The sequence below is a fragment of the Klebsiella sp. SYXHC3 genome (assembly GCF_057196925.1).
In genome coordinates, this window is sequence record NZ_JBXUNG010000016.1 from 41,258 (window position 1) to 63,544 (window position 22,287).

Annotated in this window: 22 protein-coding genes; 19 read left to right on the forward strand and 3 right to left on the reverse strand. The window is 56.5% G+C overall.

All coding sequences use genetic code 11. The features are described 5' to 3' along the window. The first annotated feature begins 128 nt into the window (after window positions 1-128). The 16 genes from AC2CGP_RS23545 to trpS all read left to right on the forward strand — a co-directional run bounded on the left by AC2CGP_RS23545 (window position 129) and on the right by trpS (window position 14,172). On the forward strand, window positions 129-407 hold the full coding sequence (locus AC2CGP_RS23545; RefSeq protein ID WP_012542984.1) for a BMC domain-containing protein: 279 nt from the start codon (window positions 129-131) through the stop codon (window positions 405-407). 17 nt (window positions 408-424) lie between these two features. After that, entirely contained in the window at window positions 425-709 is a 285-nt protein-coding gene (locus AC2CGP_RS23550) for a BMC domain-containing protein (protein WP_002442227.1), read from the forward strand. Between the two features lie 12 nt (window positions 710-721). Next, the gene (locus tag AC2CGP_RS23555) at window positions 722-1,000 is read left to right on the forward strand and encodes a BMC domain-containing protein (RefSeq protein WP_004146125.1); all 279 of its coding nucleotides are present in this window, start codon (window positions 722-724) and stop codon (window positions 998-1,000) included. Window positions 1,001-1,053: 53 nt separating this feature from the next. Next, window positions 1,054-2,655, forward strand: a complete 1,602-nt coding sequence (locus AC2CGP_RS23560; protein WP_484502461.1) for an acetaldehyde dehydrogenase (acetylating) — start codon at window positions 1,054-1,056, stop codon at window positions 2,653-2,655. A 24-nt stretch (window positions 2,656-2,679) separates the two neighbouring features. Further along, window positions 2,680-2,937 carry a EutN/CcmL family microcompartment protein gene (locus tag AC2CGP_RS23565; protein WP_213760097.1) on the forward strand — a complete coding sequence of 86 codons (258 nt, stop codon included), beginning with the start codon at window positions 2,680-2,682 and terminating at the stop codon, window positions 2,935-2,937. A gap of 17 nt (window positions 2,938-2,954) precedes the next feature. Then, window positions 2,955-4,109, forward strand: a complete 1,155-nt coding sequence (locus AC2CGP_RS23570; RefSeq protein ID WP_015704260.1) for a 1-propanol dehydrogenase PduQ — start codon at window positions 2,955-2,957, stop codon at window positions 4,107-4,109. 25 nt (window positions 4,110-4,134) lie between these two features. Next, a complete protein-coding gene (gene cutC, locus AC2CGP_RS23575; protein ID WP_475702399.1) occupies window positions 4,135-7,521 on the forward strand; it encodes a choline trimethylamine-lyase in 3,387 nt (1,128 codons plus the stop codon). 85 nt (window positions 7,522-7,606) lie between these two features. Further along, window positions 7,607-8,554 carry a choline TMA-lyase-activating enzyme gene (cutD, locus tag AC2CGP_RS23580; RefSeq protein WP_086630712.1) on the forward strand — a complete coding sequence of 316 codons (948 nt, stop codon included), beginning with the start codon at window positions 7,607-7,609 and terminating at the stop codon, window positions 8,552-8,554. 12 nt (window positions 8,555-8,566) lie between these two features. After that, window positions 8,567-8,965 (forward strand): BMC domain-containing protein, encoded by a 399-nt coding sequence (locus AC2CGP_RS23585; RefSeq protein WP_086630711.1) that lies wholly within the window; start codon window positions 8,567-8,569, stop codon window positions 8,963-8,965. Continuing rightward, window positions 8,962-9,582, forward strand: a complete 621-nt coding sequence (locus AC2CGP_RS23590; RefSeq protein WP_086630710.1) for a phosphate propanoyltransferase — start codon at window positions 8,962-8,964, stop codon at window positions 9,580-9,582. Before AC2CGP_RS23585 ends, AC2CGP_RS23590 begins: the two co-directional genes overlap by 4 nt. Window positions 9,583-9,594: 12 nt before the next feature. After that, window positions 9,595-10,263 carry a hypothetical protein gene (locus tag AC2CGP_RS23595; RefSeq protein ID WP_015704256.1) on the forward strand — a complete coding sequence of 223 codons (669 nt, stop codon included), beginning with the start codon at window positions 9,595-9,597 and terminating at the stop codon, window positions 10,261-10,263. 31 nt (window positions 10,264-10,294) lie between these two features. Further along, complete coding sequence (locus AC2CGP_RS23600; RefSeq protein ID WP_058655225.1) at window positions 10,295-10,708, forward strand: DMT family transporter; 414 nt, start codon at window positions 10,295-10,297, stop codon at window positions 10,706-10,708. Between the two features lie 17 nt (window positions 10,709-10,725). Further along, a complete protein-coding gene (locus tag AC2CGP_RS23605) occupies window positions 10,726-11,055 on the forward strand; it encodes a DMT family transporter (RefSeq protein WP_004204123.1) in 330 nt (109 codons plus the stop codon). 270 nt (window positions 11,056-11,325) lie between these two features. Then, complete coding sequence (gene ssp4 / locus AC2CGP_RS23610; RefSeq protein WP_063443542.1) at window positions 11,326-12,291, forward strand: Ssp4 family T6SS effector; 966 nt, start codon at window positions 11,326-11,328, stop codon at window positions 12,289-12,291. Between the two features lie 7 nt (window positions 12,292-12,298). Further along, entirely contained in the window at window positions 12,299-12,889 is a 591-nt protein-coding gene (locus AC2CGP_RS23615; RefSeq protein WP_213760094.1) for a hypothetical protein, read from the forward strand. Window positions 12,890-13,164: 275 nt separating this feature from the next. Further along, entirely contained in the window at window positions 13,165-14,172 is a 1,008-nt protein-coding gene (gene trpS, locus AC2CGP_RS23620) for a tryptophan--tRNA ligase (RefSeq protein ID WP_213760092.1), read from the forward strand. A gap of 47 nt (window positions 14,173-14,219) precedes the next feature. Here the strand turns inward: trpS and AC2CGP_RS23625 are convergent, their stop codons facing one another. Beyond that, complete coding sequence (locus AC2CGP_RS23625; RefSeq protein ID WP_046883383.1) at window positions 14,220-15,614, reverse strand: diguanylate cyclase; 1,395 nt, start codon at window positions 15,612-15,614, stop codon at window positions 14,220-14,222. A 370-nt stretch (window positions 15,615-15,984) separates the two neighbouring features. On the opposite strand from AC2CGP_RS23625, the gene AC2CGP_RS23630 reads away from it, so the two are divergent. The 3 genes from AC2CGP_RS23630 to AC2CGP_RS23640 are packed head-to-tail and all read left to right on the forward strand — an operon-like array spanning window position 15,985 to window position 20,929. Next, window positions 15,985-17,049, forward strand: coding sequence for an HlyD family secretion protein (locus AC2CGP_RS23630; protein ID WP_213760091.1), 1,065 nt, complete (start codon window positions 15,985-15,987; stop codon window positions 17,047-17,049). Then, complete coding sequence (gene rbbA, locus AC2CGP_RS23635) at window positions 17,046-19,805, forward strand: ribosome-associated ATPase/putative transporter RbbA (protein WP_370611313.1); 2,760 nt, start codon at window positions 17,046-17,048, stop codon at window positions 19,803-19,805. Before AC2CGP_RS23630 ends, rbbA begins: the two co-directional genes overlap by 4 nt. Then, entirely contained in the window at window positions 19,805-20,929 is a 1,125-nt protein-coding gene (locus AC2CGP_RS23640; protein ID WP_015368483.1) for an ABC transporter permease, read from the forward strand. Before rbbA ends, AC2CGP_RS23640 begins: the two co-directional genes overlap by 1 nt. Window positions 20,930-20,957: 28 nt before the next feature. Here AC2CGP_RS23640 and AC2CGP_RS23645 read toward each other — a convergent pair whose 3' ends face one another. Beyond that, window positions 20,958-21,275, reverse strand: coding sequence for a hypothetical protein (locus tag AC2CGP_RS23645; RefSeq protein ID WP_020079735.1), 318 nt, complete (start codon window positions 21,273-21,275; stop codon window positions 20,958-20,960). A gap of 323 nt (window positions 21,276-21,598) precedes the next feature. Beyond that, window positions 21,599-21,874 carry a DUF2574 family protein gene (locus AC2CGP_RS23650; protein ID WP_015368485.1) on the reverse strand — a complete coding sequence of 92 codons (276 nt, stop codon included), beginning with the start codon at window positions 21,872-21,874 and terminating at the stop codon, window positions 21,599-21,601. Window positions 21,875-22,287 lie beyond the last annotated feature (413 nt).

Consider the following 22,287-nt stretch of genomic DNA (forward strand, 5'->3'; position numbering starts at 1 on the left):
CCTCACGGATTTAAATTTCACTTCTTTCCCCATTCCCTATAGTGAACCCCGAACGCCGCTTCCGCGTGTTGATGCCGTTACGCGGACGGTTTTCCCGAATAACAAAACCTGTTCTGGAGGAAATCACGATGGGTGATGCATTGGGGCTTATCGAAACCAAAGGTCTGGTGGCCTGTATTGAAGCAGCGGACGCGATGTGTAAAGCCGCCAACGTCGAACTGATCGGCTATGAAAACGTCGGCTCTGGCCTTGTCACCGTGATGGTGAAAGGCGACGTCGGCGCGGTAAAAGCGGCGGTGGATTCCGGTGTGGAATCCGCGCAGCGCATCGGCGAAGTGGTGACCTCGCTGGTCATCGCGCGTCCACATAACGACATCAACAAAATCGTCATTAAACACAAGGCCTGAAGGCCAGGAGAACACAAATGGGTGATGCATTAGGTCTGATTGAAACCAAAGGTCTGGTGGCCTGCATTGAAGCGGCGGATGCGATGTGTAAAGCCGCCAACGTCGAGCTTATCGGCTATGAAAACGTCGGCTCCGGTCTGGTCACCGCGATGGTGAAAGGCGACGTCGGCGCGGTGAAAGCAGCGGTGGATTCCGGTGTGGAATCGGCGCAGCGCATCGGCGAAGTGGTGACCTCGTTGGTTATCGCCCGTCCGCATAACGACATCAACAAAATCGTCTCGCATTACAAAATTGCGGACTAACGGAGAAACCTGATGAAAGAAGCGCTTGGTCTTATCGAAACCAAAGGTCTGGTGGCCTGCATTGAAGCCGCGGACGCGATGTGTAAAGCCGCCAACGTCGAGCTTATCGGCTATGAAAACGTCGGTTCCGGCCTCGTCACCGCAATGGTGAAAGGCGACGTCGGCGCGGTCAACGCGGCGGTCGACTCCGGCGTGGAAGCGGCGAAACGCATCGGCGAAGTCGTCAGCTCTCGCGTCATTGCGCGTCCACATAACGACATCGAAAAAATCGCGGCGCAGCACAAAGCATGACCTGACAGGGCGCGCCCCGTCTCCACTCTTTTCGTCTGATGAAGGATAGACTCATGATTGAACTGGATAACGATTTGCAATCCCGGCAGAACGCGCGGGAACTGGTGCGCAACGCCAAAAAGGCGCAGGCGATTCTGGCCACCTTTTCGCAACAGCAAATCGACGCCATCGTGAAAAACGTGGCCCAGGAAGCAGCGCACCACGCCGAAGCGCTGGCGAAAATGGCCGCGGAAGAGACCGGTTTTGGCAACTGGCAGGACAAAGTGCTGAAAAACCGTTTCGCCTCGCTGCGCGTCTACGACGCCATCAAAGATATGAAGACCGTTGGCATCATTCATGACGACCCGGTAAAAAAAGTGATGGACGTGGGCGTGCCGCTCGGCGTGATTTGCGCACTGGTCCCCTCAACTAACCCAACCTCTACGGTTATCTACAAAGCGCTGATCGCCCTCAAGGCCGGTAACGCCATTATCTTCTCCCCTCATCCGGGCGCGCGTCAGTGCAGCTGGAAGGCGATTGAAATCGTCAAACGCGCGGCAGAAGCGGCCGGCGCGCCGGCAGGCAGCGTCGACGGCATCACCCAGTTAACGCTCGAAGCCACCTCCGAACTGATGCACAGCAAAGACGTGTCGCTGATCCTCGCCACCGGCGGCGAAGGCATGGTGCGCGCGGCCTACGCCTCCGGCACCCCGACCATCAGCGGCGGCCCGGGTAACGGCCCGGCGTTTATCGAACGCAGCGCCGATATCCACCACGCGGTGAAAGATATCGTCACCAGTAAAACCTTCGATAATGGCGTGATCTGCGCCTCCGAACAGTCGATTATCGTCGAACGCTGCATTTACGACGAGGTCCACCGCGAGCTGGAAGCGCAGGGCGTCTACTTCATGAATGAAGATGAGGCGGCGAAAATGGCGGCGCTGTTGCTGCGTCCGAACGGCACCATCAACCCGAAAGTGGTCGGCAAAACCGCGCTGTACCTCAGCCAGATGGCGGGATTCTGCGTCCCGGCCAGCACTAAAGTACTGATCGCCGAGCAGACCACCGTATCGCCGAAAAACCCCTACTCGCGCGAAAAACTGTGCCCGGCACTCGGCCTGTACGTGGAAGAGGACTGGAAAGCCGCCTGCCACCGCGTGGTGGAGCTACTGACCAACGAAGGACTCGGCCATACGCTGGTGATCCACACCCGTAATCAGGACGTCATCCGCCAGTTCAGCCTCGAAAAACCGGTCAACCGCATTCTGATTAATACTCCGGCGGCGCTCGGCGGGATCGGCGCGACCACCAACATCTCTCCGGCGCTGACTCTCGGCTGCGGCGCGGTCGGCGGCGGCTCCAGCTCCGACAACGTCGGCCCGATGAACCTGCTCAATATCCGCAAAGTCGGCTATGGCGTGCGTTCGATTGACGAGCTTCGCGCGCCGGGCAGCCGCCCTGAGCCCCAGCCGACCATCGTTACTCCGGCGAGCGATCCGCAGCGCAGCATTCTTGATGACGTGCGTTTCAACGCCCCGGCCAGCGCCGCGCCAGCGCGCACCGCAGGCAACGATGACCGTTTCGCCAGCGCAGGCGCCGCCAGTATGGAAGGTGAAATCAACGAACAAAACGTGGAACGCGTTATTCGCCAGGTGCTGGAGCGCCTCGCTAAGTAACGCACTGATATAAGGCGATAAACGATGATTCTCGCAAAGGTAACCGGCCATGTCGTCGCCACGCAGAAATGCGATGAGCTACGCGGCAGCAACCTGCTGTTGATCACCCGCTTAGATGACAAACAGCAGCCGATGAAAAACCAGACCTGGGTTGCCGTCGATAACGTCGGCGCCGGCATGCACGACATCGTGCTGGCGGAAGAGTACTTCGCGCTCAATAAAGACCGCTACAAAGCGATGTCGGTGGTCGCCATTGTCGAGAACGTGTTTCGGGACGCCTAACAGGAGTAAGTAGCCCAATGAGTGAATTTTTACTGAAACCGCGGATTTGCTTCGGTCAGGACGCCCTCTCGGTGCTGAACGAACTTTCCGCCCGCAGCGTGCTGCTGGTGACCGATAAAGCGATGGTCAAGTTTGGTCTCGCCGAGCGCGTCACCGCCCTGTTGCGCCAGCGCGGGATCGCCTGGCAGATGTGGGACGACGTAGTAGCGGATCCGGATATCGCCACCGTGGTGCGCGGCATGAAGTTAATGGATAACCACTATCCGGATCTGGTTATCGCGCTCGGCGGCGGTTCGGTAATCGATGCCGCCAAAGCGGTTATTTTCTCCCTGGCGCAAACCCGTCCGCAGACTGACCGCCCGCGTCCATGCTTTGTCGCTATCCCAACCACCAGCGGTACCGGCTCGGAAGTCACCGCCTTTTCGGTGGTGAAAGCCAACGCGGAAAAGCTGGTACTGGTGGATGCGTCGCTGCTGCCGGATATCGCCATTCTTGACCCGTCGCTGGTGGCTTCGGTGCCGCCGGCTATTACCGCCGACACCGGCATGGACGTGCTGTGTCACGCCCTTGAGGCCTACGTCTCCCGCGCCGCCAGCGACTTTTCCGACGCGCTGGCGGAGAAAGTGGTGCAGCAGGTATTTCGCTATCTGCCGACCTGCTGGCGCAGCGGCGACAACCTGCAGGCGCGCGAAAAGATGCATAACGCCTCCTGCATGGCGGGGATGGCCTTCACCAACGCCTCGCTTGGGATAACCCACAGCCTGGCCCACGCCCTCGGCGGCGTCTTCCGCGTGCCCCATGGCCGCGCCAACGCCCTGTTGATGGCGCAAGTCGTCGCCTGGAACGCCGATTTCGACGGTCAGTGCGACACCCTTGCGGCAACGAAATATGCCCGTCTGGCGCATCTACTGGATCTGCCAGCCGCCTCGCCGCGCCAGGGCGTCGCCAGCCTGCTGGTCGCCATTCAGGCTTTAAAAGAAGAGATGAGCATGCCCTCCGGCATTAGCGACACCGGCATTGAGGCGGCTGAATTCGAACGCCGTTTGCCGGAGATGGTCGGCCAGGCGCTGCGCGACAGCTGTACCCCAACCAACCCACGCGCGCCGGACGCTAACACGTTAACCGAGCTTTATCGCCGGGCCTGGTCCGGTCATCCCGTACAGGGCCACTGATAACAAGATTTGGAGAACCTTACCCATGGCACACTACAGCTTAACGCCGCGCGTCAAAGTGCTGGCAGACCGTTTACGCGCGCAGGCTAGCACCCTGTGCACCGAGCACGCCGCGATCCTCAGCGCGCTGGATAGCGATATCGCGGGCATTCCCGCCGCCGTCAAACCGGCTCGCCGTTTCTATGAACTGATGCGCCAGCTGCCGCTGACCATCAGCGCCGACGAACTGATTGTCGGTAACCAGACCCGTAAACCGCACGGGGCTATTTTCCATGATGAAAGCGCCGCGCATCGCCCATCCGTATTCCAGTTCCTCAACCTCAACAGCGATCTCGATTCACCGGACTACAACCTGGTTGTCGAAAAAGGCGTGCTGGCGATTAAGCACCAGTTGGAAGAGAAAACCCGCGCCCTCGGCAGCGCCGTTAGCCGCAGCGGTATGGATGAAGTCAACGGCTGCCGCGCCGCCATCTACGCCTGCGACGCCCTGTTAGCGCTGGCGCAAAATCTGGCCAACAGCGCCGAACAGCTGGCGGCCGCGGAAACCAATGCTTATCGCAAAGCCGAGCTGCTCGATAGCGCGGCCATTCTGCACCACGTTCCGGCCCATCCGGCGCGTAATTTCAAAGAAGCCTGCCAGGCATTCTATCTGTTCCAGCTGGCGCTACAGCTGGACAACGGCAGCTATGCGGTTAACCCGCAAGGGGCGGATATCGCGCTACTGCCTTACTTCCAACGCGATATCAACAGCGGCGCGCTAAATACCCAGCAGGCCTATGAAATCGTGGAGTGCCTGTGGTTCAAGCTGGCGGAACTGAGCGAAGTCCGCGCCGCCTGCGCCATTGACGGCTATCCGATGCTCGACGCCATGCTGCGCGGCGCCGCTTTTGACCATGCTGAAGTGAACGAACTCTCGGCGATGTTTATCAGCGCCCAGCGCAACCTCTGCGCGCTGAATCTGCCGGTGCGTCTGTTTCGCGGCGTACAGCAGGTCAGCCACGCGCCGTTCGCCGCCTGCGCCGACACGCCGGCGATGGAAGGCTTAACCCCGCGTATGCAGCGCCTGCGTAACCACTACCTGACGGTGCGCCCGAGCGTCTCTATCTATCGCGCGCTGGCCTTTACCGAAGTGGTCAAAGCCAACCCTGGCATGCCGACTATTCTGCTACGGGCGAAAGCCTTCCGCCACGCCTGCGAAACCGCGCCGATTCTGATTCAGGACGATGAGCTGATCGTCGGCCATCCGTGCGGCAAGCCGCGCGCGGGCGCCTTCTCGCCGGATATCGCCTGGCGCTGGGTGCGCGACGAGCTCGACACCATGAGCACCCGCCCGCAGGATCCGTTTGAAATCAGCGAAGCAGATAAAAAAACCATTCGCGAAGAGATCGTCCCGTTCTGGGAAGGGCGTTCGCTGGACGAGATTTGCGAAGCGCAATACCGTGAGGCCGGCGTCTGGGCCTTCAGCGGCGAGACCTTCGTCAGCGATCTCTCCTATCACCAGATTAACGGCGGCGGCGATACCTGTCCGGGCTACGACGTGCTGCTATTCACCAAAGGGATGAACGGCATTAAAGCCGATGCCGAAGCGCATCTGGCCAGCCTGAGCATGGAAAACCCGGAAGATATCGACCGTATCTACTACTACAAAGCGGCGATTGAAACCTGTGAAGGGGTGGTCAACTACGCCCGCCGCATCGCCGCCCACGCCCGCGAACTGGCGGCTAAAGAGCAAAATGCCCAGCGCCGCGCCGAGTTGCTGACCATCGCCGACGTCAACGAAAACGTGCCGGCCAATCCGCCGAAGACCTTGCAGGAAGCGCTGCAGAGTATCTGGACCGTCGAATCACTGTTTGAAATCGAAGAAAACCAGACCGGACTGTCGCTGGGGCGCGTCGACCAGTACTGCTACCCGATGTTCGAAGCCGATATCCGCGAAGGCCGCCTGACCCACGACACCGCGCTGGAGCTGCTGCAGGCGTTCATCATCAAATGCGCCGAACTGATGTGGATGTCGAGCGAGCTGGGAGCGAAATATTTCGCGGGTTATCAGCCGTTTATCAACCTCACCGTTGGCGGCCAGAAACGTAGCGGCGGCGATGCCTGTAACGACCTGACCTATCTAATTATGGACGCCGTGCGCTTCGTGAAGGTTTACCAGCCGTCGCTGGCCTGCCGTATCCACAACCAGTCGCCGCAGAAATACATGGAAAAAATCGTCGACGTGGTGAAAGCGGGAATGGGCTTCCCGGCCTGCCACTTCGATGACTCCCACATCAAGATGATGCTGCGCAAAGGCTTCGATTTTGAAGACGCCCGCGATTACTGCCTGATGGGCTGCGTTGAGCCGCAGAAATCCGGGCGAATCTACCAGTGGACCTCCACCGGCTACACCCAGTGGCCTATCGCTATCGAGTTCGTGCTCAACCGCGGGCGGATGGTGCTGTTCGATAGCTATCAGGGGCTGGATACCGGCGACCTGCGCGACCTGCGCACCTTCGACGATTTCGACGCGGCGGTGAAACAGCAGATCGCCCATATCGTGCGCCTGTCGGCCATCGGCACCGTCATCAGCCAGCGCGTCCACCGCGATGTGGCGCCGAAGCCGCTGATGTCGCTGCTGGTCGAGGGCTGCATGGAGAGCGGCAAAGATGTCGCCGCCGGCGGCGCGATGGTCAACCACGGTCCGGGGCTGATTTTCTCCGGTCTGGCGACCTACGTCGATTCGATGGCGGCGATCCGCAAGCTGGTGTTTGAAGAGAAGAAATACACCCTTGAGCAGATCCGCGATGCGCTGCTGGCCAACTTTGAAGGTTACGAAGCGCTGCGCCGCGACTGCCTGAACGCGCCGAAATACGGTAACGACGATAACTACGTCGACCAGTACGCGCTGGATATTACCGAATGGACCGAGAAAGAGTGCCGTAAGTACAAGATGCTCTACTCGACCCTCAGCCACGGCACCCTGTCTATCTCCAACAACACGCCAATCGGCGAGTTGACCAACGCCACGCCGAACGGCCGCCTGGCGTGGATGCCGCTCTCCGACGGCATCAGCCCAACCCAGGGCGCGGATAAACAAGGCCCGACGGCGATTATCAAGTCGGTCAGCAAGATGAACGTGGAAACCATGAACATCGGTATGGTGCACAACTTCAAGTTCCTCAAAGGGCTGCTGGATACCCCGGAAGGTCGCCACGGCTTGATTACCCTGCTGCGTACCGCCTCGATTCTCGGCAACGGCCAGATGCAGTTCAGCTACGTCGATAACGAAGTACTGAAGAAGGCGCAGCAGGAGCCGGAGAAATACCGCGACCTGATCGTTCGCGTCGCCGGCTACAGCGCCTACTTCGTTGAGCTGTGCAAAGAGGTCCAGGACGAGATCATCAGCCGTACGGTGATTGAGAAGTTCTAGTTCTCTTAAAGAGAATTAAATGAGCTGTATTTGAGAAATAACCGGAAGTTCTCCGTCCCGTAACGGGACGGAGCGGGAGGCAAGCGTGATCGCAAAACAAGAATTAACGGGCCGAATTTTCAATATCCAGAAATATTCGATCTATGACGGCGATGGCATTCGCACGCTGGTGTTTTTTAAGGGCTGCAACATTCGCTGCCCGTGGTGCGCCAACCCGGAAGGGCTGAACAGCCAGTTCCAGGTGATGTTCTCGCACGACAAATGCATTAACTGCGGCGACTGCGTCAGCGTCTGTCCGGCGGGTATTCATTATCGGGCGGAAGAGAACGGCGAAATGAAGCACTTCGTCGACCGCAATAAAGACTGCATCGGCTGCCGCAAATGCGAAGAGATTTGCACCCAGAACGCGCTGGACATTATGGGCAAGGACGTCACCGTCAGCGAGCTGATGGAGATCATCATGCAGGACTACGACTTCTACATCTCCTCCGGCGGCGGCGTCACCATCGGCGGCGGCGAGATGAGCCTGCAGACCGATTTTGCCGTCGCCTTATTCAGCGAATGCAAAAAGATGATGATTAACACCGCTGTCGAAACCCAGGGCACCACCCCGCTTGCCAACTACCAGAAGCTGGCGCCGGTCACCGACACCTTCTTGTTCGACCTTAAGCAGATTAACAGCGAACACCACAAAGCGATGCTCGGTATCGGCAACGAAGGGATCCGCCGCAATCTCGAATGGCTGGTGGATTCCGGTGCCAACGTCATTGTGCGTATGCCGCTCATTCGCGGCTACAACGACTCATTCGACGCCATTACCGGCGCCATTGATTACGTACAGAAGCTGGCGAAGCGTGGAAATATCCGCCGCATCGACATGCTGCCGTACCACCAGTTGGGGCGCAAAAAGTACGAACGCCTGGATATGCCCTACCCGATTACCCAGGACCCGTCTTATACACCGGACGAACTGGACCGGCTGGAAACCTTCTTCCAGCAATTTGATTTTGATATTCGCTTAGTCCGCCATTAACAGGAGCCGACCATGAAAAGTTTAGGCGTAATTGAAACGCGAGGATGGGTCGCCGCCATTCAGGCCGTCGACGCCGCCTGTAAAGCTGCGGGAGTGACCTGCATTGGCTATCGCAAACCAGGCTCCGGGCTGGTGAGCGTCTGCTTTGAAGGGGAGATCAGCGCCATCCACACCGCCATTGAACGCGGCGTGGCGGTCGCAGGCGCCGAGCACACCGTGAAGTCGCTGGTGATTGCCCGCCCGGAGCGCTGCGTGGTTGAAGCGTTAAGCAACCTCAAAGGCAACCCGCCGCGCGAGCAAAAAACGGCCGAACCGGTGGTTATCCCCGCCCCGGAACCTATCGTCCCCCCTGCAGCCCAGAACGAAACGGAAGATAAACATCCGGCGCTGAAGAAAGGGAAGAAGTCATGATCGACACCCTGGTTCGCGAAAAAATCGCCGCCCGCCTGAGCGCAACGGCGCCGGCGATCCCGGTGGGGATCTCCAACCGCCACGTCCATCTCTCGCAACAGGACGTCGAGGCGTTGTTCGGCAAAGGCTACAGCCTGACGCCGTTTAAACCGCTGCGCCAGCCGGGGCAGTTTGCCGCCCAGGAGTGCGTGACCGTTGTCGGGCCGAAGGGCTCGCTGACCAACGTCCGTGTCCTCGGGCCGACCCGCCCGGTTTCGCAACTGGAAGTATCGCGCGCCGACTGTTTCACGCTCGGGATTAAGGCGCCAGTTCGTGAGTCCGGCCAGCTGGAGAATGCCGGTAGCGCGCTGCTGATTGGGCCCGCTGGTCACGTTGAACTCCATTCGCAGGTGATCTGCGCCTGGCGGCATATTCACATGTCGCCGCAGGACGCGCGCCGACTCAACGTTAGCAATGGCCAGAAGGTCAGCGTGCGCAGCAACGGCGAGCGCCAGCTGACTTTCGATGAAGTGGTGGTGCGGGTGCGCGATGACTTCGCGCTGGAGTTTCATATTGACACCGAAGAAGCCAATGCCGCCGGGTTGAAAAACGGCGCGCAGGTGACGCTCATCGGCTAACGGAGGCTCGCCATGACCGACGAACAGATTGAAGGTTTAGTCGCGCGGATTTTACAGCGCCTGCAACCGCCGGTACTGGTGATGGTGACCGCCGCTGACGGCTATCGCGCGGCTATCCGCCAACGCCTGGCGGGAAGCGGCTATCCGCTACGCCTCGCGCTGGAGGATGGCCTCGCTGACGCCGCCGCGTGGCGGGAGGTCGGGGAGATAATTCCCTCTTCTGCCTGGCAGGATGCCCTGCCGTCAGCACCGTGGCGGGCGGTACTGCTGCCGTTTCTCGATTATCCGCTGGCTTCAGACCTGCTGAACGGCACGCTCAGCAGCCCGCTCGCCCGCTGCGCACACGAGGCGCTGCTGGCGGGTATTCCCGTGCTGGCGCTGCGCTACCACTGCGATCCGCTCAGCGAACTCAACCAACTGCGCGGGGCGCAGGCCGACAGCGCCTATGCCGGGCATCTGCAAGCCACGCTGGCTCGTCTGGAAGCCTGCGGCGTCTTCCTCGGCACCATGAATGAGCTGCTGGCGACGCTGGACGCGCCCACCGCGCCTGCCGCCGCCAGCAGCGAACCGCGCCGTTATCTCACCGTCACAGACGTGGTGAATAATCCGGCGCTGGCGGCGGCCCCGCACGCGCAGCTGACCGATGCGGCCATTGATTATTTAAAAAACAGAAAGATATGACCTTACCCAACTATGAACCTGGAGCTTAACGATGTCTTCGAAAACAAAATGCTGGTTATGGATGCTGCTGGTTATCCTCTCCGAAACCTCGGCAACCTCGACGTTAAAAATGTTCGGTAGCAGCGAAGGCAGCACAAAAATGCTGCTGCTCGTATTGCTGATTGCGCTCTATTGCACCTGCTATTACTCGCTCTCAAGAGCGGTGAAAGATATCCCGGTCGGCCTGGCGTACGCCACCTGGTCCGGTACCGGTATCCTGGTGGTCTCGACGCTGGGAATGGCATTCTACGGCCAGCATCCGGATACCGCCGCCATCATCGGCATGGCGGTGATCGCCAGCGGCATCGTTATCATGAACCTGTTCTCGAAAATGGGTTCCGAAGAGAGCGAAGAGCCCGCGCCCGCCGCGCCAATCGCGTCTATGGATAAGAAAATCGCCAACTAACAGGAAAGGAATACCCTATGTTTAATCTCGGATTTTTATGGCTGGCGCTGTCTATCGGCTCCGAAATCACCGGCACCTCGATGATCAAAAAAACCAACGGCTTCAGCAAACTGGCGCCTTCGGTGCTGGTGGTCTGCGCCTATGGCCTGTGCTACTTCGCCCTCACCCGCGCGATGAGCACCATTCCGGTGGGCGTAGCCTACTCGCTGTGGTGCGGCTTCGGTATCGTCGGCGTCACCATCTGCTCCATGATCCTCTATAAACAGAAGCCGGACCTGGCGGCCATTATCGCCATGGCGCTGATTATTTCTGGCGGCGTGATCATGAACGTCTTCTCGACTATGTAATAACGGTTTTTTTATCTTGCCGGGCGGCGGCTACGCCTTGCCCGGCCTACCGTAAATTTATTCACCATGCTGGGTAAAACCGCCAGTGTTGGTGACCTCAAAATCGCTGAGACGCTCTCGCAAGAAATCCACACTATACCCACTCTTTTCTTACTTACGCCGGTAGGTTATTTTGCAGGCGTCATCCAGAATATTCCTAATTTATTACTATCTTAAGAGCATTACTCTTGATCCCTCATCTTAAGAGCATTAAGTGCATGGAGAAAAAGGATGACATTTCCCGGACAATTTTCAAAAGCTCTACCTGATTATGGCTTTGCCCGAAGTTTAGGCCTTGTCAGCGGCGCTGAAATTGATTTCAAAGCTCTTGCTAACCAGTTGGACTGTTATCGAAACTTTAGCCAAGTTGGGATTATTTATTCAGATGGTTCTCGTCAGTGGTTAGTCAGGCCATCAAGACGGATCGCAACGCCAAATGAAAGCTCGGTAAGCCACGTTGTTGTAACGAAAGTAACCACTTCAGCAAATAATCCAGCCCAGCTAACGACGAATGCAATTCAGTCATCTTCCTTAGTTACTGAAATCGGTTCAACAGCCATTTCCTGCGGAGCAGCAATTCTCACTATCATACTTTCTGTTGGTGCAAACATGGCGATTCCTCTCACCGCAGGCACCTCAAGTGCAGTTGCTGCTGTAATTATCGCTGGTGGCGTAGCAACAGGAATCCAATGTGCAAATGGCCTCGGGCGCCTTTCATTAATTGCCATGAACCATGATGACTATGTAGCATGGCTTGACTCTCATGAGTGGTATACGGCAACCAATACCGCACTTGATATGATCTCGCTTGCCGGGGCAGGTGCTGGTTTAAAAAGCGCCATGCTAACATATCGATTACTTAATCGGTCTACGTCGGAAAGTTTACTTTCTTTATTAAAAAAAATGAACCGAGCCGACCGTACACGATTGACGGAGGAAATTATTCGAATTAGAAACCCAGGAATCTCTAATTCTGGTATCAAAGTGGCAATGAAAGCTGGCATCTACCCCAAGCGTTATCCTTCGGAAGCATTACAGATGCTCTTGCAACGAGAATTAATGAATGCCATTACCAACTCTTCGGCATTTGTTGGTAGCGCGATCTCGGGCACCATCAGGAACCCTCAGAATATGACACAATCTGGGAAGTATATTTTTGGCTTAATTCAGTCGTTTTCATTCACTGGACCCCATTGATCCGACAATGATGAAATATATTAAGAAGAGCCTCGTGTTGAGCGCTATCATCAAGAAAAAACTGGCAACCAGCGATCTGCAACACCTGGAACAACTAAAGGATCGGTTAAAAAGCCGATTCGGCGCGGCGCCTGGTATACACATGGCCGGTATTCCTATCGCGATCAGCATGATACTTGCTATCTTTTGCTACGCGATGCCCCAGGTTTATGTATGGATGCTACTCTTTCGCTGGTTAGGAATACCTGAATACAAAGTACTGATGGGCGTATTTTTTGCAGCGATTGTATATTGCGTAGTCATCATGACTACAACCTTACTGACTGCTCGAGGCTCTTTAAACGGATATAAATTACATTTGATTATTATCACGCTGACAGGAATAACTAGCATTATCTATTTTATCTGCTCCTGGTTTTCATTTTTATTCGGCGCGGTAGATAATTATACGCCGCAGATAACATCTGCTTTAGGTTTGATGTTTTTCTGCCTGAATATCATGTGGATGAATTCATCATCATTTTATCAGTCAATCGTCTTGACGTTACATAACCGCGTATGGCGAAAACAATTGAAAATAGAAGAACAGCACATATGATCCCCCCAGTCAGAGGTACCAAATTCAGAAAAACCTGCTTACGAGCAGGATTGCAGATTGCTGAGTAATACTTTATACGCAACAGGTTTACCCCGCCGTGATTTCGTGGCAGGATAAAAAGATGAACAGAAACGTTATCGTTACCTACCCCCGTCGTTGGTGGCTGCCTGCATAACAGGCGGCACGATACACGTTTCCATTTTCAAAGCCGCCGGAAGGCGGCTTTGTTATTTCCAGGACGTCTTTCGGCTGAACAGTCTGATAAGGAGTCCCTGATGAACCATCCACAAACCATCCTCACCGGCGACCGCCCGACCGGCCAACTACATCTTGGCCACTACGTCGGCTCGCTGCGCCAGCGCGTCACGCTGCAGCACGACCACCAGCAGTTTATCCTGATCGCCGACCTGCAAGGGCTCACCGATAACGGCAGCAACCCGCAAAAAATCAGCCACCATATCCTCGAAGTCATGGCCGATTATCTGGCCGTCGGCATCGACCCCAGGCTCACCACTATTTGCCTGCAGTCCGCTCTGCCCGCGCTGGCGGAGCTCAGCGCGCTGTATATGAATATCGTCACCGTCGCTCGCGTGGAACGTAATCCGACGGTAAAAAATGAGATTGCCCAGAAGGGATTCGCCCGCTCGCTGCCGGTTGGCTTCCTCGCCTATCCGATTAGCCAGGCCGCCGATATCACCGCCTTCAAAGCCGAGCTGGTGCCGGTGGGCGACGATCAGCTACCGATGATTGAGCAGACCAATGAAATCGTCCACAAAATGAATAGCCTCACCGGCGAACCGGTACTGCGCCACTGCAAAGCGCTACTCAGCGAAGTGAGCCGCCTGCCGGGCGTCGACGGTAATGCCAAAATGTCGAAATCGCTGGGCAATACGCTGACGTTATCGGCCAGTGAAGAGGAGATTCACCGCGCGGTCAGCGCGATGTATACCGACCCGACACACCTGAGAGTCAGCGATCCGGGGAATGTCGACGGCAACGTGGTATTCACCTATCTCGACGCTTTCCATAGCAATAAGGCGCTGGTTGCCGAGATGAAAGCCCACTATCAGCGCGGCGGGCTGGGCGATCGCCAGTGTAAGAATGAACTGGAAACCTGCTTGCAGGAACTACTGGCGCCGATCCGCGAACGCCGGGCTACCTACAGTCAGGATAAAGGAATGCTGCTGGAATTGTTGCGCCAGGGTAGCGAACGCGCCCACCAGCTCACGCAGCAGACGCTGCATGAAGTGAAGCGCGGGCTGGGGCTGCCGATACTGTTCTGAGCTTCAGAGCCCTGCCCCGGTCGCGCTACGTTTACCGGGGCTCGGTTTTATACCCTGCCTTTGTGCATTTTCACGCAGTTGCGCCCCTCGCGTTTGGCGGCGTACAGCGCATTATCGGCATCGCGCAACAGCAGGTTGTAATCAGGATGGCCGGAGTGCACGGCATAGCCAATGCTGGCGGTGATCGGGATCTGCGTGTCGCCGCCAACGTTAAACGCCAGTTGGCTAATTTTCTTGCGCAGGCGGTCGAGGATGGTAAACGCCTCTGACACGCCGGTCTCCACCAGCACCAGCAGAAACTCTTCCCCGCCGTAGCGGAAGATATAGTCGCTGGAACGGATATTATCGCTGAGCAGTTCCGCGACATGTTTAATCGCCCGGTCGCCGACCATATGGCCCCAGTTATCGTTAATGCCTTTGAAATGATCGATATCTACGATCGCTACCGTCATTGGCAGCTCATGCTCCATTGCCAGCGTCACTTCATGCTTCAGCACTACCGGCAAATAGCGGCGGTTAAGTAGGCTGGTTAACGCATCTTTGCCATTTTGCATCTGCGACAAGCTGCTAAAAATCACCCCCAGTTGGCTGCCTATTTGCTGGCAATGAATATGGATCCCCTGAATCAGGTTTTGTGTATTTTTATAATCCATGACAGAGGCGGATGCTCGCCAACCTATTAATAAGTCGTCGACCTGCGAAATTAATGCGGCGATTTCGTCCATCTGGCTATTTTTGTTAAAATAGCGTACGCATTTATGGCGGAACCATAGACCAAATTCCGATTCAGATAATAACGTAGCGTTAGTATTTGCTTTATTTTCGCTAACAATATTAAAAATCGCCGTATTTTCCCAACCGGAAAGCGCCGCCTGCTGTTTGCCATATTCCATCGGAACATTGTCCATCAAACTATACAGGCGATACGCCTCTTCGTTTTTGGTCGCCCGATAGTGCGATAAGGTATAGGCATGGCACATCATCTCAACGGCCATATTAATCGCCATAATAGCGTAATAAATGGCATCGACGGCAATCGGGCGGTCGTTTACGTGGCTGCGGATATACTCGATAAGCCCGGCCTTAATCTGCCGGGCGCCGCGCAGCACCGCCTCCGCCGGGATGCCGATCCGCGCGTGGATGCTGCCAATCTGATATTGCCGTTCCGCCAACGCCGGCAACTGCGCTTTGTCGCTGGTCAGGATCTCCTTCACCCATAGCGCCAGCGAGCGGCTCAGTCGCTCCTGAACTAAATCATAAGTCAGGTGGCGGGCAATATCCGGATCCTGAAAAATAAAATCATAAAACCGGGCCGCTAACGCTTCCGATTGCTCCTCTGCGATATTTTTAAGTACCTCCTTAACGGCTGGCGTCAGGCTGTCATACAGCGGTAGCCACTCCTTAAAAATAACAGAGATATATTTTTTGCTTTCATCGTTCATGAATAAAGCGCTCGCCGGGCGTTAGTCTATTTCGGGGTTGCCGATCATACATGAGTTGCCGCAGGTCAACCAGACGAAGAAAATCATAGGGATAGCGTAGTTCTCAGCCATTACAATGATGGGTTCGCAATTCCATAGTTTATATATGGACTTTGCCGCTACCGATGTTAGTATCCAGATTATAAATATGCGTGTTTCATTTAAGGCCAGGATTGCTGATGATGACCACTCTAAAAGCACATCTTCCCCACCGGTTGGCAACGTAACAGGATTTTGCGCCGGACGGCCTTATCTCCCCTTTTTTATCGTCCCGCCGGGCGAAATAGCGAAACGCGCACCACTCAGCAATATGGAACAGAGCGAGTCGCGTATGGATAAGAACAAACGACGTTGGACCGGGTATATCGTAGTTGCAGCGGTGGTTATCGCCGCAGCATGGTGGATGTTGCGCCCGGCCGGGCTCCCGCCGGGCTTCGCCGCCAGTAATGGCCGCATCGAGGCGACGGAAGTCGATATCGCCACCAAAATTGCCGGGCGTATCGAGACGATTCTGGTCAAAGAGGGGCAGTTCGTCCATAAAGGCGATGTGCTGGCGCGGATGGATACGCGGGTACTCAATGAGCAGCGCCTCGAAGCCGCCGCGCAAATCAAAGAAGCGCAAAGCGCGGTTGCCGCCGCCAATGCGTTACTCGACCAGCGGCAGAGCGAAATGCGGGCCACCAAAGCGGTGGTGAAGCAGCGCCAGGCGGAGCTCGATTCCACCGCTAAACGCCACGTCCGTTCCAGTACCCTTTCGCAACGAGGCGCCGTCTCCGCTCAGCAACTGGATGACGATCGCGCGGCCGCTGAAAGCGCCCGCGCGGCGCTGGAATCGGCGAAAGCGCAGGTCTCTGCCGCCCGCGCCGCCATTGAAGCCGCTCGTACCAGCATTATTCAGGCTAAAACCCGCGTTGAAGCCGCCGAAGCGACCCATCGGCGGATCCTCGCCGATATTGACGATAGCCAACTGAAAGCGCCGCGCGACGGCCGCATCCAGTATCGCGTTGCTGAGCCAGGCGAAGTGCTGGCCGCCGGAGGGCGGGTATTGAACATGGTCGACCTGGCTGACGTCTATATGACCTTCTTCCTGCCAACGGAGCAGGCGGGCCTGTTGGCGCTCGGCAGTGAAGCGCGATTGATCCTTGATGCCGCTCCAGAGCTGGTGATCCCGGCAAATATCAGCTTTGTCGCCAGCGTCGCACAATTCACGCCAAAAACGGTAGAAACCAGCGACGAGCGGCTCAAGCTGATGTTCCGCGTCAAGGCGCGCATTCCGCCAGAGCTACTGGAGCAGCATCTGGAATATGTCAAAACCGGCCTGCCTGGGATGGCCTGGGTACGACTGGATAAGCAGAAAAGCTGGCCTGAAGCGCTGACGGTGAGGTTGCCGCAATGAAACTGACGCCGCAGGATACTTCGCCCCCCGTCGCCCTGCTGGAAAACGTTGGCCAGCAGTTTGGCGCCACCATCGCGTTGCGCGATATCAACCTGGCGATCCCGGCGCGGCGTATGGTTGGCCTGATTGGCCCGGATGGGGTCGGCAAATCAAGCCTGCTCTCGCTTATCGCCGGGGCGCGGGCCATCGAGCAGGGTAACGTGATGGTGCTCGGCGGCGATATGCGCGACGTTCGTCACCGCCAACAGGTATGCCCGAAAATCGCCTGGATGCCGCAGGGCCTGGGGAAAAACCTCTACCATACACTATCGGTCTATGAAAACGTCGACTTCTTCGCCCGCCTGTTTGGTCACGATAAAGCCGAGCGTGAACTTCGTATCAACGAACTGCTGCAGAGCACCGGGCTGGCGCCGTTTCGCGATCGCCCTGCCGGTAAACTCTCCGGTGGAATGAAACAAAAGCTCGGCCTGTGCTGTGCACTGATCCACGACCCGCAGCTACTCATCCTTGATGAACCGACAACCGGCGTCGACCCGCTCTCCCGCGCGCAGTTCTGGGATCTAATCGACAGCATTCGTCAGCGCCAGCCGGAAATGAGCGTGCTGGTCGCCACCGCCTACATGGAAGAGGCCGAGCGCTTCGACTGGCTGGTGGCGATGAACGCCGGCGAGATTCTGGCGACCGGTAGCGCGGCGGCGCTCAAAAAACAGACCGGCAGCCAGACACTGGAACAGGCATTTATCGCCCTGCTGCCGGAAGCGCAGCGCCTGGCGCATAAAGACGTGGTCATCCCGCCGCGCGACAGCAGTGAGGAAGAGATCGCTATTGAAGCGCGCGGCCTGACCATGCGCTTCGGCAACTTTGTCGCCGTCGACCACGTTAACTTTCGTATCGCCCGTGGCGAAATTTTTGGCTTCCTCGGCTCTAACGGCTGCGGCAAATCCACCACCATGAAGATGCTCACCGGCCTGTTGCCCGCCAGCGAAGGCGAGGCCTGGCTGTTCGGCCAGCCGGTCGACCCGAAAGATATTGCCACCCGCCAACGAGTGGGTTATATGTCGCAGGCTTTCTCGCTCTATAGCGAACTGAGCGTACGGCAAAACCTGGAGCTGCACGCCCGCTTGTTTCACATTCCGGACCATGAAATAGCTGGCCGGGTCGCAGAAATGAGCAAACGCTTTATGCTGACCGAGGTTGAAGACGCGCTTCCCGCTGACTTGCCGCTGGGGATCCGCCAGCGCCTGTCATTAGCGGTCGCGGTAATCCATCGCCCGGAGATGCTGATCCTCGATGAACCCACCTCCGGCGTTGACCCGGTGGCGCGCGATATGTTCTGGCAGCTGATGGTCGACCTGGCGCGGCAGGATCGTGTCACCATCTTCATCTCTACCCACTTTATGAATGAGGCCGAACGCTGCGATCGCATCTCGCTGATGCACGCCGGCAAGGTGCTGGCCAGCGATACGCCGCAGGCGCTGGTTGAGCAACGTGGCTCCGCCAGCCTCGAAGAGGCGTTTATCGCCTGGCTGCAGGAAGCGGCGGATGCCGCGCAACCGACCGTTTCTGTCTCTACCACGCCCGCGCCGTCTGCTGTCGCATCACACCACAAGAACGCGTCCCCACGCCAGTCATTCAGCCTGCGCCGCCTGTTTAGCTATAGCCGCCGCGAAGCGCTGGAACTGCGCCGCGATCCGGTACGATCGACGCTGGCGCTGCTGGGAACGGTGATCCTGATGTTTATCATGGGTTATGGGATCAGTATGGATGTCGAGGATCTGCGTTTTGCCGTCCTCGACCGCGATCAAACGATCAGCAGCCAGAACTGGTCGCAGAATATCGCGGGCTCACGCTACTTTATCGAGCAGGCGCCACTGCAGAGTTATGACGAATTGGATCGTCGAATGCGTAACGGCGAGCTGGCGGTAGCGATAGAAATCCCGCCGAACTTTGGCCGCGATATCGCCCGCGGAACGCCGGTGCAAATAGGTGTTTGGGTGGACGGCGCAATGCCAAATCGCGCGGAAACGGTGCGCGGATACGTACAGGCGATGCATCTGGCCTGGCTGCAGGAGATGGCCGGGCAGCAAAGTAGCCCGAATCGTGATACCTCGATTATTTCCATCGAGACCCGCTATCGCTATAACCCGGACGTAAAGAGCCTGCCGGCCATCGTCCCGGCGGTGATCCCGCTGCTGCTGATGATGATCCCGGCGATGCTCAGCGCGCTGAGCGTAGTGCGTGAAAAAGAGCTCGGTTCGATCATCAACCTGTACGTGACGCCGACCACCCGCAGCGAGTTCCTGCTCGGCAAACAGCTGCCTTACATCGTGTTGGGGATGTTTAACTTCTTTCTACTATGCGCGTTGTCGGTCTTCGTATTTGGCGTCGCGCATAAGGGCAGTTTCCTGACCCTCACCCTGGCGGCTCTGCTGTATGTCACCATCGCTACCGGGCTGGGATTGCTGATCTCGACATTTATGAAGAGCCAAATCGCCGCTATTTTCGGTACCGCGATTATTACGCTGATTCCGGCCACCCAGTTCTCCGGGATGATCGATCCGGTGGCATCTCTGGAGGGGCCAGGTCGCTGGATCGGACAAATCTACCCGACCAGTCATTTCCTGACCATCGCCCGCGGCACCTTCTCCAAGGCGCTGAATATTAGCGATTTGTGGGTTTCGTTCATTCCACTATTGATTGCGGTGCCGCTGGTGCTCGGGCTGAGCGTGTGGCTGCTGAAAAAACAGGAGGGATGATGCGCGGATTACGCAATATTTATAACCTCGGTATCAAAGAACTGCGCAGCCTGCTCGGCGATAAAGCGATGCTGGCGCTGATTGTGTTTGCTTTTACCGTGTCGGTTTACTCCTCGGCCACGGTAATGCCCGGCTCTCTGCACCTGGCGCCTATCGCCATTGCCGATATGGATAAATCACAGCTCTCATCGCGGATCATTAACGGCTTTTATCGGCCGTGGTTTTTAACGCCGGAGTTGATCAGCGCCGATGAAATGGATGCCGGGCTGGATGCGGGACGATACACATTCGCCATCAATATTCCGCCAAACTTCCAGCGCGATGTGCTGGCCGGTCGTCAGCCGGAGGTGCAGGTCAACGTCGACGCCACGCGAATGAGCCAGGCCTTCACCGGCAACGGCTATATCCAGAATATTATCAGCGGTGAAGTGAACAGCTTTGTCGCCCGTTATCGCGACAACAGTGCGCTTCCGGTAGAGCTGGCGGTGAGGATGCGCTTTAACCCTAACCTTGAGCAAGAGCGCTTCGGTGCGGTGATGGCGATTATTAACAACATCACCATGCTGGCAATTGTCCTCACCGGCTCAGCGCTTATCCGCGAGCGAGAGCACGGCACCATTGAGCACCTGCTTGTGATGCCGGTAACGCCGTTTGAGATAATGATGGCCAAGATCTGGTCGATGGGTCTGGTGGTACTGGTTGTCTCCGGGCTGTCGCTACTGCTGATGGTACAGGGAGTTTTGCAGGTACCGATTGAGGGGTCGATTCCGCTGTTCATGCTGGGGGTTGCGCTCAGCCTGTTCGCCACCACCTCCATTGGCATTTTTATGGGCACGCTCGCCCGTTCTATGCCGCAACTGGGGCTACTGATGATCCTGGTGCTGCTGCCGCTGCAGATGCTCTCCGGCGGATCCACGCCACGGGAGAGTATGCCGCAGCTGGTTCAGGACATTATGTTGACCATGCCGACCACCCATTTCGTCAGCCTCGCGCAGGCGATACTTTACCGCGGCGCCAGCTTTACCATCGTCTGGCCGCAGTTTTTAATTTTGTTCGCTATCGGCGGCGCTTTCTTTACCATTGCGCTGCTGCGTTTTCGCAAGACAATTGGTGAGATGGCATAAAACCTGGAGCAGGCGCTGCGCCGATGGCTTATTTTTGACGATTCATAAAGCGGCGCAGACCCCAGGTGAAGGCCATCGCCATACTGAAAAGGATGAATAACAGCACAATCCAGCTGATAGAAATGCGTAGCAACGTGCCGGGCGTCATAAATGGCTGAAGATAAACGGTGAAAGAGTGGGCAGGCGATTTTCCCAGCAGTTGATAGGCGCTATCGGTAAGCCACACGCCAACCCGGCAGAACAGCCAGATAATCGCCGGCCAACAGAGCAGAACCAGAAAGGTAAAGCGCTCCTGAATGTAAGTAACGATCTGGCGCAGCGGCGGCCAGTTAAGCAGGATTTTCATTTATATTCTCATATTGCCAGCCGATGACCTGCAACATTCATCGCAAGGCATTCCGGGCAGCATCCATACAGGCAATCTACCCTATTTGTATATCAAATTTACCGTCACTTAAACCAGATCAAGTTAACAAAGTGTTAATGATGTATCACATCAACACCAAAAAGAGTGGATTACCCTGTCGTTGGTGGAAATAAGCGGGAGGAGAGTATTAAGCGACGGGAATAAATTTTCAAGCCCACAACTGGCTGATTTTTATGGCTGATAGCAGCGCGCCATTATTTCGCCGCTGGGCAATATAATGGCGCGGAAATATAAGTGGGTGATTAATCGTAGCTGCTGATAATTATTTTCCTGTTTGCATCATTCGGTAAATTCACCGTTTGGGTAATCACCCCATGAGATGGGACTGCCATATTTTGCGTGTTAATGAGGTAAGTATTTTGCCCACAACGCTGTTGAGCTTTTTCGTTAATGATATTGGTGCTGCAGGTAGGTGTAGCCACACGCCCGGAGATCGTTAATGTAGCGGTATCAGCAGCGAATGCAGGCAAGCTCAATCCATAAGCTAATGTCAGAATCCCAATTAGCGGTTTTTTCATTGAATTTATAACCAGTTAACAGGATGAGAAATAAGCGATTTGCTTTCTATTTTTCTCCCTCAGGAGAAGTGATGCGTTGATGTCATCAACGCAGGAAAGATAATCCATATAATTAATAAGGACAATTATACTGAGAGCTATTAGTGTGATAGGTATTACTGATGTTAACGAACCAGGCGACCGGGCCGGATGTTTTCCCGGAGGCGGTGCTGCGCACCTTTTCCGGGCTACGGGGTCTGTAGCCCCGGTAAGCGCAGCGCCACCGGGGAAGATGGCGGCGCGTCTGGCCGCAAAACACAAAAACAAAAGGCCCAGTCTTCCGACTGAGCCTTTCGTTTTATTTGATGCCTGGCAGTTCCCTACTCTCACATGGGGAGACCCCACACTACCATCGGCGCTACGGCGTTTCACTT

Excerpts from the sequence above, each read along its gene's own strand:
- AC2CGP_RS23545 (WP_012542984.1), top strand. The coding sequence starts at position 129 with ATGGGTGATGCATTGGGGCTTATCGAAACCAAAGGTCTGGTGGCCTGT.
- AC2CGP_RS23550 (WP_002442227.1), top strand. The coding sequence starts at position 425 with ATGGGTGATGCATTAGGTCTGATTGAAACCAAAGGTCTGGTGGCCTGC.
- AC2CGP_RS23555 (WP_004146125.1), top strand. The coding sequence starts at position 722 with ATGAAAGAAGCGCTTGGTCTTATCGAAACCAAAGGTCTGGTGGCCTGC.
- AC2CGP_RS23560 (WP_484502461.1), top strand. The coding sequence starts at position 1,054 with ATGATTGAACTGGATAACGATTTGCAATCCCGGCAGAACGCGCGGGAA.
- AC2CGP_RS23565 (WP_213760097.1), top strand. The coding sequence starts at position 2,680 with ATGATTCTCGCAAAGGTAACCGGCCATGTCGTCGCCACGCAGAAATGC.
- AC2CGP_RS23570 (WP_015704260.1), top strand. The coding sequence starts at position 2,955 with ATGAGTGAATTTTTACTGAAACCGCGGATTTGCTTCGGTCAGGACGCC.
- cutC (WP_475702399.1), top strand. The coding sequence starts at position 4,135 with ATGGCACACTACAGCTTAACGCCGCGCGTCAAAGTGCTGGCAGACCGT.
- AC2CGP_RS23585 (WP_086630711.1), top strand. The coding sequence starts at position 8,567 with ATGAAAAGTTTAGGCGTAATTGAAACGCGAGGATGGGTCGCCGCCATT.
- AC2CGP_RS23590 (WP_086630710.1), top strand. The coding sequence starts at position 8,962 with ATGATCGACACCCTGGTTCGCGAAAAAATCGCCGCCCGCCTGAGCGCA.
- AC2CGP_RS23595 (WP_015704256.1), top strand. The coding sequence starts at position 9,595 with ATGACCGACGAACAGATTGAAGGTTTAGTCGCGCGGATTTTACAGCGC.
- AC2CGP_RS23600 (WP_058655225.1), top strand. The coding sequence starts at position 10,295 with ATGTCTTCGAAAACAAAATGCTGGTTATGGATGCTGCTGGTTATCCTC.
- AC2CGP_RS23605 (WP_004204123.1), top strand. The coding sequence starts at position 10,726 with ATGTTTAATCTCGGATTTTTATGGCTGGCGCTGTCTATCGGCTCCGAA.
- ssp4 (WP_063443542.1), top strand. The coding sequence starts at position 11,326 with ATGACATTTCCCGGACAATTTTCAAAAGCTCTACCTGATTATGGCTTT.
- AC2CGP_RS23615 (WP_213760094.1), top strand. The coding sequence starts at position 12,299 with ATGATGAAATATATTAAGAAGAGCCTCGTGTTGAGCGCTATCATCAAG.
- trpS (WP_213760092.1), top strand. The coding sequence starts at position 13,165 with ATGAACCATCCACAAACCATCCTCACCGGCGACCGCCCGACCGGCCAA.
- AC2CGP_RS23625 (WP_046883383.1), bottom strand. The coding sequence starts at position 15,614 with ATGAACGATGAAAGCAAAAAATATATCTCTGTTATTTTTAAGGAGTGG.
- AC2CGP_RS23630 (WP_213760091.1), top strand. The coding sequence starts at position 15,985 with ATGGATAAGAACAAACGACGTTGGACCGGGTATATCGTAGTTGCAGCG.
- rbbA (WP_370611313.1), top strand. The coding sequence starts at position 17,046 with ATGAAACTGACGCCGCAGGATACTTCGCCCCCCGTCGCCCTGCTGGAA.
- AC2CGP_RS23640 (WP_015368483.1), top strand. The coding sequence starts at position 19,805 with ATGCGCGGATTACGCAATATTTATAACCTCGGTATCAAAGAACTGCGC.
- AC2CGP_RS23645 (WP_020079735.1), bottom strand. The coding sequence starts at position 21,275 with ATGAAAATCCTGCTTAACTGGCCGCCGCTGCGCCAGATCGTTACTTAC.
- AC2CGP_RS23650 (WP_015368485.1), bottom strand. The coding sequence starts at position 21,874 with ATGAAAAAACCGCTAATTGGGATTCTGACATTAGCTTATGGATTGAGC.